At 52.1% G+C, this 16530-nt stretch carries 10 protein-coding genes; 3 read left to right on the forward strand and 7 right to left on the reverse strand.

Features of this window, described 5'->3' with window-relative positions; all coding sequences use genetic code 11:
* Positions 1-14: 14 nt before the first annotated feature.
* The 4 genes from CCY01nite_RS19100 to CCY01nite_RS19115 all read right to left on the reverse strand — a co-directional run bounded on the left by CCY01nite_RS19100 (position 15) and on the right by CCY01nite_RS19115 (position 6886).
* The gene (locus CCY01nite_RS19100) at positions 15-1625 is read right to left on the reverse strand and encodes a RagB/SusD family nutrient uptake outer membrane protein (RefSeq protein ID WP_146865178.1); all 1611 of its coding nucleotides are present in this window, start codon (positions 1623-1625) and stop codon (positions 15-17) included.
* A 12-nt stretch (positions 1626-1637) separates the two neighbouring features.
* Positions 1638-4970: a TonB-dependent receptor gene (locus CCY01nite_RS19105; RefSeq protein ID WP_146865180.1), complete on the reverse strand. Its 3333-nt coding sequence runs from the start codon at positions 4968-4970 to the stop codon at positions 1638-1640.
* 174 nt (positions 4971-5144) lie between these two features.
* On the reverse strand, positions 5145-6236 hold the full coding sequence (locus CCY01nite_RS19110; protein ID WP_146865182.1) for a FecR family protein: 1092 nt from the start codon (positions 6234-6236) through the stop codon (positions 5145-5147).
* Between the two features lie 65 nt (positions 6237-6301).
* Positions 6302-6886, reverse strand: coding sequence for an RNA polymerase sigma factor (locus CCY01nite_RS19115; RefSeq protein ID WP_146865184.1), 585 nt, complete (start codon positions 6884-6886; stop codon positions 6302-6304).
* A gap of 144 nt (positions 6887-7030) precedes the next feature.
* On the opposite strand from CCY01nite_RS19115, the gene CCY01nite_RS19120 reads away from it, so the two are divergent.
* From CCY01nite_RS19120 to CCY01nite_RS19130, 3 genes are all read left to right on the forward strand, one after another.
* The gene (locus CCY01nite_RS19120; protein WP_186831146.1) at positions 7031-8197 is read left to right on the forward strand and encodes a FecR family protein; all 1167 of its coding nucleotides are present in this window, start codon (positions 7031-7033) and stop codon (positions 8195-8197) included.
* Between the two features lie 323 nt (positions 8198-8520).
* A complete protein-coding gene (locus tag CCY01nite_RS19125) occupies positions 8521-11784 on the forward strand; it encodes a TonB-dependent receptor (RefSeq protein WP_146865188.1) in 3264 nt (1087 codons plus the stop codon).
* Positions 11785-11813: 29 nt separating this feature from the next.
* Positions 11814-13262 carry a RagB/SusD family nutrient uptake outer membrane protein gene (locus tag CCY01nite_RS19130; RefSeq protein WP_146865190.1) on the forward strand — a complete coding sequence of 483 codons (1449 nt, stop codon included), beginning with the start codon at positions 11814-11816 and terminating at the stop codon, positions 13260-13262.
* Positions 13263-13322: 60 nt separating this feature from the next.
* On the opposite strand, the gene CCY01nite_RS19135 is transcribed toward CCY01nite_RS19130, so the two are convergent.
* The 3 genes from CCY01nite_RS19135 to CCY01nite_RS19145 all read right to left on the reverse strand — a co-directional run bounded on the left by CCY01nite_RS19135 (position 13323) and on the right by CCY01nite_RS19145 (position 16524).
* Positions 13323-14090: a hypothetical protein gene (locus CCY01nite_RS19135; protein ID WP_146865192.1), complete on the reverse strand. Its 768-nt coding sequence runs from the start codon at positions 14088-14090 to the stop codon at positions 13323-13325.
* Positions 14091-14802: 712 nt separating this feature from the next.
* On the reverse strand, positions 14803-15483 hold the full coding sequence (locus tag CCY01nite_RS19140) for a hypothetical protein (RefSeq protein ID WP_146865194.1): 681 nt from the start codon (positions 15481-15483) through the stop codon (positions 14803-14805).
* Between the two features lie 594 nt (positions 15484-16077).
* Positions 16078-16524 (reverse strand): DUF4304 domain-containing protein, encoded by a 447-nt coding sequence (locus CCY01nite_RS19145; RefSeq protein WP_146865196.1) that lies wholly within the window; start codon positions 16522-16524, stop codon positions 16078-16080.
* Positions 16525-16530 lie beyond the last annotated feature (6 nt).

Below are 16530 nucleotides of genomic sequence, written 5' to 3' on the forward strand. Positions count from 1 at the left end.
CTCCTTTTAAAAGATCAGAAGTTCGGGTTCTGGTCGAAATTATCGTTCAGCAGCACTTCCTGTTGCGGAATAGGGAAGAGGTAATCCCGTTCCTCATCAAAGAAGCGCACCACGCCGGTGTAAACGAGGGTATCTACTTCGGTTTGTCCCTGGCGGATATAGGTCATGCCGGGGATAGGGCCCTGCATGAGGTCTTCCGCGGTTTTCCAGCGGCGGATATCAAAGAAGCGCAAACCTTCCAGCGCCAGCTCCACCATTCTTTCATGCCGTACGATCTCCCTCATTTGAGGTTGTGTCTTCGGCGCGAGTACGGGCGGCAGGTTTACGTCCTGCCGCTGGCGCACTTCGTTGAGTGCGGTGAAAACGGTATTGTCCAGCTGGTTCAGTTCCGTTTTTGCCTCCACATAAGCCAGCAATACATCCGCATAACGGATCAAAATGAAGTTGGTGCCGGAGTTCCGCGGATCGTTCAGGTCTTCCACGTTGATGTACTTCTTCATGCCGTATCCGGTTTTGGTGCGGCGGTAATCCACTTCCACTTCATCCGCTGTTCCCGAGCCGGGACGTGGGTCGTACGCCCTGTTGTTAAAGAGCACATCGCCGGGCACCGCATCGGAGAAGGCCGGGATAAAGAGCGTGTACCGCAGGCGCGGATCGCGGTTGGCATATGGATTCTCCGGGTTGAAAGCAGGATCGTCGTGAATGGAAAGCCCGTTGATGGTTTCGAACGCATCCGCGAGCGTGCGGGTGGGACAAAGCCCCACGTCGCCGTTCATGCCACGCGGGCCGAAGCTGTAGAAGAATTCGGTGGATGCGATGTCTTTGGCATATTGCCGGTCGAAGATCACTTCGGTATTGTTTTCCGCGCCGTATGTAAAGAGTTTGGAGAACTCCGGGTAGATGTGATACCTGTTGAGGTCTATCACCGCTTTCGCTGCGTCCGCGGCGCGTTGCCAGCGGCCGGCGTATAACATGGCGCGGGCCTGCAACGCCATGGCGGCGCCCTCGGTCACCCGGCCGATGTCGTTGCCGGTGTAACTGGGTGGCAGCATGTCTGCAATGGCCGTCAGCTCTTCATCCACAAAATCCCATACCTGGGCGGCAGGCGTTCTTTCCAGCACGGCCGCTTCTTCAATGTTAAGTGTGCGGGTAACGAGCGGCACATCGCCGAAGAGCATCACGAGGCGGACGTAGAAATAAGCGCGCAGAAATCTTGCTTCGCCTTTCAGCCGGTCGCGCAGCTCATCCGTGAGGGAAGCATCCCTTTCCTGCACCTGGTCTATGTTCTCGAGAAAATAATTGGAAGCGCGGATGGCTTTGTACCCGGTGTTCCACAAATCCTGGAAGAAATCCATGTTCGCATGCGTCGTTCCTTTTTCAATGTTGGAAGTAGTAGCGGCGTTGGAGTTGGTAGTGGCGATATCAGACAGCATGTCCCAGTTCAGCTCGCCCGTGCCGGGGAGGAACCGGTAAATGGCATTGACGGCATTCACCGCATCTTCACGGTTGGCCCAGAAGGTAGCGCTGCTCAGTTTGTCTTTGGGATAGGTGTCCAGCAGGCCCCTTTTACATCCTGCCATCAGGCTGATCCCGCAGATCAATATCAGAAAGTATGTTGTTCGCATGATCAGTTCGGTTTAAAAGTCAAGATTAACACCCGCGGAATAGGTCTTTACCTGCTGGTAGAAGTCGCCGGCGCGTCCGGCGGGCGTTTCCGCATCCATTCCCCATTCTTTCAGCTTAGAGAAAGTAAGGAGGTTGGTGCCGCCGATGTAGAAACGGAGACTGTTGATCTTCGCTTTTTTCAGCAGCGTTTTCGGGATAGTATATCCCAGCTGGAAGTTCTTGAGGCGCAGATAAGACGCATCGAGCACCCAGAAGTCGGACGGCTCCGTGTTCTTGTTGGCGGACTTCTGCGGACGGGGAAAGCGGGCGTCCGTGTTTTCCGGTGTCCAGTAATCTTTCCCGATGTCCAGCGTAAATCCTTCCCAGCTGCCGTTTTCGATGAAGGCGCCCCAGACCATCATATCCTGTTTTCCTACGCCCTGCCAGAGCATGGTGCAGTCGAAGTTCTTCCAGCCCAGCTCGATGTTCATGCCGTAGGTCCAGTGCGGCATGCTGGAACCGAGCACCTTGTTGTCCGTAGCGGTGATCTTGTTATCGCCGTCTATGTCCAGGTACTTGATATCACCCGGTTTTGCATCCGATGAGAAAGTAGGATAGCCTTTGTCGATGTCTTCCTGCGTGAGGTAGCCGGCTGTGGGCCTGCCCCAGAGCGCGTTGATCTCTTCGCCTTCCATGATCACGTAGCGGTTCTTTTCCAGCGAATAATACGGGCCGGTGCCGGCGAGGTCGATCACTTTGTTCTTCACATCGGAGAGGTTGAACGTAACGCCGTAATGGAAGTCGTTGATCTTGTTGCGGTGGGTGAGTTGCAGCTCCCAGCCGGTGTTCTGCACCTTGCCGGCGTTGGTGGCCACGGGGTCGAGGCCCACGGCGCCGGGGATGGGAAGGCCCAGCAGGATGCCGTCCGTCAGCTTTTTATACCAGTCGAACGTAAGGCCGAATTTCCCGTTGAGGAAGCTCGCATCCAGGCCGATGTTCGTTTGGGTAGTGGTTTCCCAGGTCAGGTTCTGGCTCGCGAAAACCGTTTGCGCCACACCAACGGCCGGTACGCCGTTGAAGGAATAATAATTACCTACGCTGAGGTTGTTGAAATAAGAATACAGGCCGATGTTCTGGTTGCCGTTCTCGCCATACGAAGCACGGATCTTGAAGAGGTCCGCCACATGCTTCAGCGGCTGCCAGAAGTTTTCTTCAGACAGCAGCCAGGCGCCGGAAACAGAGGGAAAGAAAGTATACCGGCTGCCTTCGGGGAAGCGGGAAGACCCATCGTAGCGCATGTTGAATTCAAAAAGATATTTGTTCCGGAAGCCGTATCTCACGCGGCCGAAGAGGGAGCGCAGGCCCCAGTCGGAATACGCGCTGCTCACGCCGCGGTTGAGCGGGTCGCTCTGGCTGAGGTTGAGCAGGTCGTTGTTATAAAAATCCCTGCCGTTCGCCATCAGGTCGTCGTAACTGTAAGCGATCTCGGAATAACCGCCCAGCACGCTGATATCATGCTGCTTGTTGATGTTAAGATCGTATGTGAGCGTATTGTTCCAGGTTTGCTGGAGGGACTGGCTTCTGTTGTTTTCAAGACGGTTGATCTCGTTGCGGCTGAGGATGATCTCCGGGTCCCAGTAGCTGTGTATCTCGTAAGCGGGCCATTGGCTGAGGGCGTCGTACTTTTCCGTTTCAATAGCGTATTGCGTGTTGAACGTGAGGCCCTTCAGTATCTTCCAGGTACCCTGCAGGTTGATAACGGCGTTATCGTTGGTGGATTTCGTATAGCCGGCAATGTCAGGGTCCGTATAGGCGAGCGGGTTACGCCCCTGGTTGCTGACGCCGTAGGTGCCGTCCGGGTACCGCGGAACGGTCAGCTGCGAGCCGTGGATCATGTAATGATAGATGCCGGAGCCCACGGTGTTGGTGGTGTAGCGGTTCTGCCGGCGGAGCTTGATATCCGCATTCAGGCTGATGCTTTCGGAGATCTTCAGCGTATTGTTGAGGCGCATCTGGTAGCGCTGCATGTTGCGGTTGGGATAGATGCCCTGCTGGTCCATGTACCTTGCGCTGAGCAGGCTGGTCAGCTTTTCGCTGCCGCCGGACAATTGCAGGGAGTGGTTTTGCCAGGGGGCGTTTTCCCGGATAACGGCATCATACCAGCTGTTCGGAAGCGGGTAGCGGAGGCGGTCTTCGCCGCTTACGTATTGCTGGATGGCTTCTTCGGTGTAGAGCGGATTGCTGCCGCGGTTTTCGTAGGCGAGGTTCTGCAGACGAAGGTAGCTTTCGGTATCCATATGCTCGGGCACGGCCACGAGGTTTTGCAGATCGAGCCAGCCGTTGTAGCGTATCCTGATATCGCCTTTCTGCGCGCGTCTGGTAGTGATCAGCACTACGCCGTTGGCGGCGCGGGAGCCGTAGATGGCGGTGGACGCCGCATCTTTCAGCACGGATACGGAAGCGATATCATCCGGGTTGATATCGTAATAAGCCTGCTCCACGCCGTCGATAATGAACAGCGGCGTATTGCTGCCGAGTGTGGTAACGCCGCGGATGCGGAAGTAAGTGCTGTTATTACCGGGTTCGCCGCCCTGATCCCATACGGAAAGGCCGGGAGCGAGGCCCTGCAACGATGCCTGCAGGTTGGGCGCGTGACGGGCTGCCACTTCGTCGCCACTCACGGAAGATACCGCCGTGGTCAGCGATATTTTCTTCTGCGTGCCGTATCCTACTACTACCACTTCATTAAGTCCGCCGGGATTTTCCCGGAGGCGCACGTTCAGCTGCTGCTTGCCGGCTACCGGCATTTCCAGCGGCTCGTAGCCAACGTAGCTGAATACCAGCACCGCATCTTCCGGCGCTTCGATGGTATAACGCCCGTTGTTGTCGCTGACCGTTCCTTTCCCGGTGCCTTTCACCTGTATGGACACACCGATCAGCGGCATGCCGGTAGTATCGGTCACCGTTCCGGATACTTTTAGCACCCGGATCATCCGTGATGCCGGCGCTACTACCACCACTTTGTTTTCAAGTATCCTGTAGTGAAGCCCCATGCCCGAAAGCAACTCGTGCAGCACGTCCGTCAACGGTTTGTCGGACGCATGCACCTCCACCAGTTTATCAACCGGTACCAGGTCGTTGCTGTAAAGGAACCTGACATCGCTTTTCTTGCCGATCAGGGATAATGCCTTACCGAGCTTTATGTCTTCAAGGTGTAATGTAAGCCTGACATTCTGGGAATATCCGTTGGCGGCGGCCTGCAGGCAGGTGGCGAAAACAAGAATAAAACACCATTTCATAAAGAGCAGGACTTTGAAAATTCTTCCCCGCCCGGCAATGGCCGGCAGGAATGAAGTTTTTTTCATACTTTCATGCAGTTAAGGTTTAATAATGGAAATCTCCCCGCTGTTAGAGGTGCAGGAGGTTTCATAACTTGACAGGCGGGAGATGTTGCGAGCATTTCCCGTTCTTTTTTTACCGGTTATTCGCTGTTGAAAAGCATCGGCATAAGTAAAAGATTTTGGTGAGAGATGTGGAATTTATTGATGGATAATGATCGTGTCTTTCTGCGCCGAATAATGGAACGGTCTTGACAGTTGCAGTTCATGCAATGCCTGATCGAGCGATTCGTCCCGGAAAATACCGGTGTACCGGTAAGCCTTTACAGGCGCGTCCGCAAAGCGGATGGTCACATTGAACCGTCTTTCCATGCTGGTGGCCAGCTCCGCGAATGACCGGTCGTGGAACGCCAGCAGGTCATTCATCCAGGCCGTTTCTTCTATCATATGTTCGGCGGTGACCGGTGTAACGGGTTTTATGGCTATCTCCATATTACCGGCCGGCATTGCGGGCGTGGCGCCCGCGAGCAGGGTATCCGGGTTGTAGTAAGTGACTTTCTCCAGCGGCTTCAGCAGCACTTTTCTGCCGTTTTCATGTTTGAGCCTGACTTCTATGGCGCCTTCCAGCAGCGTGGTTTCCGTCATCGCCTCGCCGGGATATGCCTTTACATTGAAGATGGTGCCCAGGTCCACGATATCCATATCGCGCGTATGAATAATAAAAGGCTGTTGTTCATTGTGCAGCACTTCGAAGTAGGCTTCACCGCTGAGGTGTACTTCGCGTTGCGCTTTCCCGCGGTAGCTGGCATGATATGCCAGGGTGCTGCCGCCGTTCAGCACAATGCGGGAGCCGTCTTCCAGCCGGATGACGGCAGTATCGCGCGGGCCGACGGTCCTTTTGATCAGGCCGGCTTGTTGTGTGGCGGGTGCAGGCAGACTGGTTGTACCGGGCCGGGTAAAATAATAATATATGCCCGCTGTTGCGATCAGTAACAGTACGGCCGCTGCTGCGGCCGGCATCAGCCGAAATAGGCGGGATGGGCGGGGGCGTTCGGTCATTCCGACCCTTTCATCCACCTCATCCAACCACCGCTCAACCTTCACCGCCAGCCCCGCATCACCTTTCCGGGCGCCGGCCTGTTTCTCCAGGATGGCTTCATATGCGCGGGCGGCCGCTTCCACCTCTTCATCTGCGGAGGTGTGCAGCCAGTGGATAAAGCGCTCGTGCTCGGGTTCCGAATGGTTGCCTTCGGCAAACCGTTGCAGGAATTGCCTGATCTCGGATTGGTTCATACTAATGCTTTCTGCATGATATGACGAACGGGAAAACCGGAAAGACCCCTGCGTGAGAAAAAAAATCAGGGAATAAAGAGAAGCAGCAAAAGGCCGGTAAGCTCGGCATGCTCGCGCAGGTACCGGCGTACATAGTGCTGCGCCGCATACAGCTGCTTTTTAACAACGGATTTCGAAATATTCAGGCGGCGCGCGATCTCGTCAAGGGAAAGGTCTTCTTCGGTATTGAGCCGGAAGATCAGCCGCCGCTTGTCCGGCAACCGGTCTACCGCCTGCCGGGCAATGGAAAAATACTGGCTGGTCAGCGCTTTGTGATCGCCGTCGGCGCTGCTGGCTGCATTGCCCGCCAGCAGGTCTTCCGTTACGCGGTGATGCAGCCGTTGGGCGCGCACATGGTCTACCACCTTGTTGCGAGCCATGCGGAACAGGTACTGCCGGAAAGAACGGATGCTGCCAAGGCCGGACCGCTGCTCCCAGAGCCGGATGAATATTTCCTGGATGATGTCTTCCGATGTTTCGCGGCAACGGGTGAAGAGATAGATATACCGCTGAAGGTCATGCAGGCAGTCCACATACAACTCGCTGAACGCCTGCCGGTTTCCGCCGGCCGCCAGCAGCAGCAATTCTTTCTCTGTATAGGCGCGATGCATGTGAGGATGTTTGTGGATACCAGCCCTAAGTTATCATATAATAGATAAAAACCAATGGTTTTTGCCATGTTAAGTTTTTTTTATCAAGACACCTCCCTTTTGATCTTTCATGCGTCTTTAATCCAAGGAGCACACAATTTTTTTATGATGGACGACAAAGCGCTTGCCCAACTGATCAACCGGTACCTCTCGGAGGACCTGAGCCGCGAAGAAGCGGAACGGCTGCTGGACTCCCTGTCCCGCGGCGACGCGCGGGAGCAGTGGGAAGCCGCGCTCGCCGCTTTGCTGCAGAACAGGGAAGCGCATGGCTTGTCCGATCCCGCCAGGATGCAGGCCGCCTTCCGGTCCATCACGCAACGCAAACCGGCCCGCATGATACGGTTGTGGCATGCCGCCGCTGCCGCGGTGCTCTTCATCGGGCTGACGGCTGGCGCCGCTTTCCTGCTCAACGGCAGGCAGGCGAAAAGCCCGGTTACAGCGGCGGACAACAAACCGCTGCACAATGTAACACCCGGCGGCAACAAAGCCGTGCTCACCCTTGCGGACGGCAGCCAGATCACGCTGGACAGCGCCGGCAACGGCGCCATCGCCAGCCAGGGAAACATGCAGGTGATCAAGCTGAACAGCGGGCAGCTGGCTTATAACGCCGGCAACGGCGCGAAAGATTCCAGGATGATCAGCTATAATACCCTCGCCACACCGCGCGGCGGGCAATTCCAGATCATCCTGCCGGACGGCACGAAGGTATGGCTGAACGCCGCCTCCTCACTCCGTTACCCCACCACCTTCGCGGGCAAGGAAAGAAAAGTGAAGCTCAGCGGCGAAGCCTATTTTGAAGTGGCGAAAATGGACGGTAAACCCTTTTCGGTGGATGTGGACGATATGCAGATACAGGTACTGGGCACCCACTTTAACGTGATGGCGTACCGGGACGAAGCCTCCATCCGCACCACCCTGCTGGAAGGCGCCGTGCGCATCCGTCACGGTGCGGGGCAAACCAGCCTGCATCCCGGCCAGCAGGCGCAGCTGAAGACCTCCGGCGAAATGAAAGTGTTCGATGATGTGGATGTGGAGGAAACCGTAGCCTGGAAGAACGGCTACTTCCAGTTCAACCGCGCCTCGCTCGCGGGCGTGATGCGGCAGATATCAAGATGGTACGATGCGGATATCGCATTCGAAGGAAATTTGCCGGAACGTGAGTTCGGCGGAAAGATAGCCCGCAACAGCAGCATCGACGAAGTGCTGAAGGTGCTGGAACTGAGCAACGTGCATTTCAGGATAGAAGGAAAGAAGATCACCGTATTGCCATAAATTGAATGACCAAAATGTAAATCATCTACTGCGCGTAAACCTGATTATTAAATGTAAACACAAAACGTTATGAAGACTACCAGCGTTATGAAAACGTAATACACGCGCACCCGCCCATAAAAAAGCCGGAAATGCTGCGAACACTTCCGGCGAAATCGTTGGGCTGCCATGTAAATCGTTCCACGGCCACATTCCTTACCTGAGTATTATCAAGCGCCCAGGCGGGGATTTTATTACCCTAACAAACCAAAATTATGATTTTTAGTTCTATTTGTACGCGGTTGTATGAAAAACGGCGACTGACTGCAAAAACGCTGCTTGCTATGAAACTTTCTGCCATCATCTTGTTATCAGCATGTCTACAGGTAAGCGCAAAGGGTTACGCTCAACGTGTAACGCTCTCTGAAAAAAACGCATCGCTTGAAACAGTGTTCCGGTACATCGAGAAACAAACCGGGTACGTGTTTTTCTTTGATCAGCATCTGCTGGACAAAGCGAAGAAAGTATCCGTTGACCTGAAACGCGCTTCCCTGGAAAAAGCGTTGCAGGCCTGCTTTGCGGACCAGCCTTTGTCTTATTCCATTGTAGGAAAAAATATAGTGATCCGGAAGAGGGAAGTTTCTTCCGATGTGCCCTGGCTGGCCAACCTGCCCGCGCCCCCGCCACAGGTGGATATCCGTGGGAAAGTGACGGACATAGACGGCACCGCATTGCCTGGCGCTTCTGTGGTGATCAAGAACACCACCAAAGGCACGGTAACGGACGCCAGCGGTAATTTCAGGATGGACGTTCCGGCGGGTACCGTACTGGTGATCTCTTATGTGGGCTATGAGTCGCAGGAAATCACCGTAACGGAATCGCAGGAAGCGATGAGCATTGTGCTGAAGCCACAGGTCAGCAGCCGCGAAGAGATCGTAGTGATCGGCTATGGCACGGCGAAGAAAAGCGATCTTACCGGTTCTATCTCGCAGGTGAAGTCAAAAGACATCACGGCGTATCCTTCCACCAACGTAATGCAGGCCCTGAACGGCCGCGCGGCGGGCGTGCGCGTAATGCAGAACAACGGCGCACCCGGCGGCAGCATGAGCGTGCGCATCAGGGGCACCAACTCCATCCTCGGCGGCAACGAACCCTTATATGTGATCGACGGGTTCCCTTACAACGGCAATCCTACTTTCCTGCAGAACTCCGACATCGAATCCATCGACATCCTGAAAGATGCATCCTCCATTGCCATCTACGGATCAAGAGGCGCGAACGGCGTGGTGATCATCACCACCAAATCAGGGAAGAAAGGGGACCGTACCCGGGTGGATTTTGACGCTGGTTATACGGTGCAGCAGGTTTCCAAGAAAATGGACCTGATGAATGCCCGCCAGTATGCGGAGCTGTACAATGAACAGGCCGCCAACGATGGCCTTGCGCCTTATTTCACCCAGCAGGAGATTGACGACCTGGGCAACAGCAAGGGCACTGACTGGCAGGACCTGGTGCTGCGCAAAGCGCCCATGTTCGTGACCAGCGTGAATGTGACCGGCGGCTCCGAGAAAACGAAGTTCTCGCTCGGCGGTTCCGCTTTCCTGCAGGACGGTATCGTTCGCAACAGCGATTACAAACGGTACAATGTGCGGGGCAGCATCGACCACGAGATCAGCAAAGTGTTCAGCGTATCCTATAACGCGATCCTCACCCGGCTGAACAGCCAGCGTCAGAACTCCGGCCTCGGCAACCGCGGCAGCGACCTGATCTCCGCCATGCTGATGGCGCCCGAATCGCTTTCGCCTTACATGCCGGACGGTTCGTACAGAAGGCTCACCACCGCGTATCCCTTTATCTCCAATGCGATCATCAACCCGTTAATACCTATATACGAAATTTCAGACAAGATCAAGTCTGACAGAGTGTTCTCAACCGCGGCACTCACCATCAAACCGTTCAAAGACCTGTCCATCCGCATTTCCGGCGGTATCGACAATCTGAACGACCGCACGGACTATTACGCCAACATCGAACCGTCCACCAACTCCGTAGGATCGGCCAGCGTAGGCGCCACACAGTTCACCAGCCTGCTGAATGAAAACGTGGTGAACTATACCAAGACCATCAATAAACATGCGATCAATGCTACGGCAGGCTTCACTTACCAGGATTTTGCGACCACCGCGGTAGGAGGCTCCGGTAACGGCTTCCTCAGCGATATCACTTATACCGGCAGCATCGGCAGCGCGGATACCAAAGGCATCGGCAGCACCCGGTACGAAAAGAGCGTGATCATCTCTTACCTGGGGCGTGTGAATTATACGTATGACGACAAATACCTCCTGACCGTAACGTTCCGCCGCGATGGTTCTTCCCGTTACTCCCAGGACAACAAATGGAGCAACTTCCCCTCCGCCGCCGTTGCATGGAGAGTGTCCAGCGAACCGTTCATGAAAGGCTCCAAAGTGTTCTCCGATCTGAAGGTCCGCGCCAGCTACGGCGCTACCGGCAGCACGGCCATCAACCCGTACGCCACGCTGAACCAGCTGAGCCCGAACAACACGATCTTCGGTGATGCATTGTATACCACCTATGCACCGAGCACCACGCTTCCGGGCAACCTGAAATGGGAAACCACCTACCAGACAGACATCGGCATCGATGCAGGTTTCCTGAACAACAAGCTGCACGTGACCGCGGATTATTATCACAAACGCACGAAGAACCTCCTGAACAGGGTGCAGCTGCCCGCATCCATGGGCTACAGCACCACCTTGCAGAACGTGGGCGAAGTGCAGAACAGCGGCGTGGAACTGGCGGTTGACGCAAACGTATTGCAGGGAGATGTGACCTGGAACCTCGGCGGCAACATCGCCTTCAACCGCAATAAAGTATTAAAACTTTACAACGGGCAGGACATTCCCGGCCGTACCCTCTACACCGGCTCACTCAACGATTATGTGAACCTCCTGCGTGAAGGCGAACCGCTGGGCAGATTCTATGGTTATGTGGAAACGGGGTATACGGACAATGGCAACCTGGCGTATGAAGACCGTAACAAAGACGGCTCCATCAACGCGGAAGATAAAACTTTCATCGGCGATCCGAACCCGAACTTCATCTACGGCCTCAACTCCGTGACCTCCTGGAAAGGATTTGAGCTGACCTTGTTCCTGCAAGGCTCACAAGGTAACGATATCTTCAACCTGAACAAGGCCGCCACGCTGGACCTGGGCATGGGCCTCAACCTGCCCGCGGATGTTTATTACAATCACTGGACGCCCGAGAAGACCAATGCCGCGTACCCGCGCATTACCCGTTCGCTGGCCGGCAACATGTCTACCCGCTTCATTGAAGACGGTTCCTATCTGCGGTTCAAGAACATCCAGCTGGCATACAATCTGCCTACGGACAATATGAATATGAAATGGTTCAAAAGCGCGCAAGTATATGTAAGCGGTCAAAACCTGATCACCTTCACCAAATATTCCTGGTACGATCCGGAAGTGAATGCATACGGCGGGTCCAATTCCATTGATCAGGGTATCGACTATTCAACTTATCCCACCTACAAATCTGTAACAGTGGGTATCCGGTGCGGCTTCTGATTTTTCTTTTCATGACTCAATCTATTTATATGAAATATTCTGTTCTGATCATATTTTCGTTATTCCTTTTTTCTTCCTGTACGAAAATGCTCGAAGAAAAGCCGCAGTCCATTGCGGAAGAACTGTTCTACAACACGCCCGCGGAAGTGGAAGCCGGGTTGAATGCGATCTATGTGCCCGTGCGCGGCTCCGGTGTTTTCGGCGCCTTGTATGAATGCCAGATGGAGATCTACTCCGAGTACCTCTATGGCCGCGGCAGCCATGCGCCTTTGAATGATTACAAGGGGCTGGACAATACCAATATCACGCGCGTAACCGGCATGTGGGGGGCATTCTACGAAGCGATCCGCAACGCTAACATCATTATAAAACGCGCACCCGAAGGCACGGCGCTCACCGAAGACCAGATCAGCAAATACGTGGGAGAAGCACGCTTCCTGCGCGCCCTCTGGTATTTCTATCTCGTGCGTGACTGGGCCGGCGTGCCGATCCGCAACGAAAACAATATGGACTCTCTGAACGTACCGAGAAGTTCCAAAGAAGCAGTGTATAACCTGATTGTGGAAGACCTGCTGTTTGCGGAAGCCAACCTCACGGACGTTCCGCGCCTGGTGGGTACGCCTTCCGTATGGGCTGCCAAAACGGTGCTGACGGACGTATACATGAACCTGCATCAATACGATAAAGCAAGGGACAAAGCGCTCGAAGTGATCAACTCCGGCAAGTTCTCCCTCGTGAATGTAACGGTGGCGGATGATTTTGACAAGCTGTTCGGTCCGGAGATCATCACTTCTTCCGAAGAGATCTTTTACCTGAAATATTCCCGCTCACCTTCCGGTCAGGGCTTTTCTTATCCGCACTACACGCATTACCCCGGCGCCGGTTATTATCCTCCCGGCGGCTATTACACGTTCTACAGCGATGCGGAAGAAAATCCTTTCGTGAAGAACTGGGACAAGAACGACCTGCGTTATGAATTCAACTGGTATGTGCAGACGTTCGGCCTCGGACCCACCACCATCCTCAATAAAAAATTCAGCGACCGCGTCACCACCACCGCCGGCGGCAACGACTTCCCGATGTACCGTTATGCGGACGTGCTGCTGTTCTACGCGGAAAGTGTGGCGCAGGCCGGCACCGCGCCCACGGCGGACGCAATGGAAAAGCTGAACATGGTGCACAGAAGGGCGTACGGCAAGAACCCCATGGTAGCAGACCCCACGGTGGATTTCAGTCTGGCCGATTATGCGTCCAAACAACCTTTCATAGACCTGGTGGTAAAGGAAAGAGGATATGAGAACTGCGCGGAAGCCAAGCGCTGGCATGAGCTGAAGCGCCTGGGCATTGCGAAGCAGGCGATCCTCGCGGCCAAAGGGGTTACGGTGGAAGACAAACATTTGCTCTGGCCTATCCCGACTACAGAGTACAACTATAACAAAGCAATAGACCCGGCAACGGACCAGAACCCTGGTTACTAGGCGGTCACGTATTTTCCAGCAGCCCTGCAGGCCAACCGCTTGCAGGGCTTTTATCTGGCGTTACCCCGCCGCCAGTATCTTCGCGCATCCGCCATATTTCGCCGGATTGATCATGGTACTGCTCATAGGCATGCCGGTTTCAATGCCGATGCTGAGCAGAAGAGTACTGCTTTTCAGCAGAGCAGCATGGCTGAATTCCAGTTCCAGTATTTGCGAAGGGAAAGGTTGCAGCACCGGATGCCATTCCGTTTGCATCCACACCGCATAGCCCGTGGACATATTTCCCTGCCTGCCATGATCGTTCATGATGCCAAGGGAGGCTACAAAGCGGAACACCGGCCATTGCCAGGGAATGCGGAAATTGACGCCCGGCACCAGGTGCGGCAATTGGATGGCCGCGGTGGCTTTATCGATGCTATAGGATAGCGGATGACGAACGACGCTATCGAACGGATTTTGCCGGTTCAGGTTAAACCCTTCCAGGAGATACCGGTGTTGTGAAAACGGCACCTCCCGTTTCCCTCTTGCATTTTTTTTGTCCATTCCCTGCACATGTTTCGCCAGTGCGATCAATGTGGGTGTGAAGTTATAGTCCGCCATGTGTTTCACGGGCCATATCGCCGCGCGGATGCTGCTGGCTACTTTGGCGCATCTGCCGAACTCGCTGTTGTTCTCTCTTGTTCTTGCGAATTTTGGGGATGTCTTGATTTTCTTTTTGGAAGCGCCTCCTTTCGTGCGGAGGATAACCTTGTCAGACCCCTGTATCGTGTAAGCGGACAGGTGGCCGAGGCTGCCTGTGAATTGCAGCGGATTCTTCATGATAGCCATAGGATACGATTGTTTTGGTGATAACGATCTAAACTTAGTAAGCTTTTATTGAGCCTGATGTTAAACATTGGTTAACCATATATAAGCCATATCTTAATAGGATGGCTTATATATGAGTTAGATATGGGTTATATATGGCTTATATATGGGTTATCCTCGAAAGATCGCTATGGGAGAGGGTTTTCAGGTACACTTTCAGGTACACACTTCCGTCGACTATTTTATTAAAGCAAGCAAGATTTCTTTGATGTAAAAAAGCCCGGACTTGCCGGGCTTGATGTTATGGTACTTTCTTCAATGCTTTTAAAGCCTCCTTTCTTATTAAGGCTTTTGGGTGATTAGTCAACATTGCTATTTTCTCCCTTGCCTTGCTTGATTTCATTCTGCCTAATGCTTAACGAGGTGCATGATATGCACAAGTGGAATGACTATAGATCCACCCTCTGCTTTCTAATAATTTTCTTTCGATATTTAAAAAACCAGCGGTTGGAATTTGTTGACCAGAATATTCTCCAAGAACCAATTTTTCGCAATCTCCAATTCTTCCTTCGTGGAAACGGAGCCCAACTGGATGAGCCTGAAAAGTAGTTGAAGATAGCTTGCTGTTGAATGTGTAATAATCTGTAATATCAATGTGGTTCAAAATTCTAAAATCCTACCGGAAATCTGAAAAAACGTAATTCCCCTATCTAGGTCGCCCGCGGAAAAGCTTCTATAAAATATCAGAACTCTTTAATTGTGATATTTTTTTGTCCTGCTTGTTTGTTTCTATCTGCTTTAAAAACTCATCCCTGCTCGATGTGGTTGCCTGCAAACGTTTAAGCCATTCGTTTACATCTACACCACACGCTTTAAAGTGGCTTACATCCCAATTTCTTTCATTGATTTGTTCCAATACACTTTGAGCCTCTGCGACTCCAATAAATAAAGCTATTTTGAGTTTCGCTTCCTGAAGGGCTGCCTGCAAGTAGGAGCTAGAGGCGGCACCCAATGGTGGAGTTTTAGAATACTCATCCAGCACAGATATTAGCATTTTAAAAGAAATATCACTCTCAAAAGGCAATAGTGTTTGTGTCTTTACACTGTCTGTCACATCATCAAAAAGTATACGGTGCTTTTCATAGGGTATATCATATTGAAAACCCTTCTTATTTTTGAAGTCCTTTAAAATAATAGGATAATCAAGGCACGCTTTTACATCCTTTTTCCAAAGCGAGTATATCACAAAATATGGACTATAACTCTCCATGTATGGAGATTTTATTAATTCCAAGCCAATAATCATCGAACCTACTACTTTGTATAATTTGCCCTGTGTATATAACGTCAATTGAGGGAAGGCATTTTGCCAATCCTCAATAACTTTCTTCTTTGTTGCTTTATCTATTGCCATTCCTAACTAAGGTCTGATTATTTGTATTGAATATCCCGGGAAGCTGTTTTGAATATTTCAGGAACTGACTGTTGCTCATTACTGCATTACCAAACTTGAAATCGTAAATCGTCATAGTTTGATGATTGAACACATCTAAAAATCCTCTTTCCGCTGGGCTATAACATACTGATTGAATTGCAATCCTCTATTTCTGTATACACTTTGATAACGGTTAGCAGATTGTTGGCGTAAGTATGTTTGGCAGTACCCGCAAATCTTCCTGTTTCTCCTATTGCCGTTTCCACTTTCTGTGCAGCCCTTGTCAAAAGCTGAAAATCAGTCATTCCCGTCTTAGCGGCAATTACTTCCCTTGCACCCAAAAAAAACACTGTTCGCAGCGTTTGTATTCGCCACAAAAACAGTCTCATTGATTGAGATTCAGCCAACGTTTCACCACGCTAAAACGTATCCAGGATATTGAGAAGCTGTCCCAGGACACTAAAAAGCACCTGTTCTTTCTCACTGACAACGTTATTCAGAACTATAAAACGGAAAAAGCTTTTAATAAATAACAAAGTGGGTGCCTCTGTTTTTGAGACACCTTCTTTTGCTTTATTCAGGTAAATGGAAATGTCGCTTCACTACCAGCGGAATGTTATTTAAGTGCGGTTGCTTTTTTAACTCCACCAATACATCTGCTTCTGTATTAACCGAACTAACTTTGTGAGCTAATTTTTCAATCAAAACCTTTTTAAGGCCGCTTGCTCTCTCTTCATCAGAGATACTATTTTCAAGGTTCAATAACTCTTTAATTCTTGCATTTTCATTACTATCCAAAGAGCCTAAGCCGCCAAAAACGTGCATTGTCAAACCATTTAAAGGGATAGTATTTAGAATGTAACCGTAGTTTATGTAAAAGCAGTTACTAAACTGTGATTTTTGAAGATTAACCATTTTGGTAATTTCAGTACCATTGACAACCCAATAATTTCCTTTTTTCTTAAACCCAATCGGAACAAGTATCTCACTCAAGATACTTGCTAATTCTTTTTTTTCCATTGCAAG

The organism is Chitinophaga cymbidii (assembly GCF_007992715.1).
Lineage (GTDB): Bacteria > Bacteroidota > Bacteroidia > Chitinophagales > Chitinophagaceae > Chitinophaga > Chitinophaga cymbidii.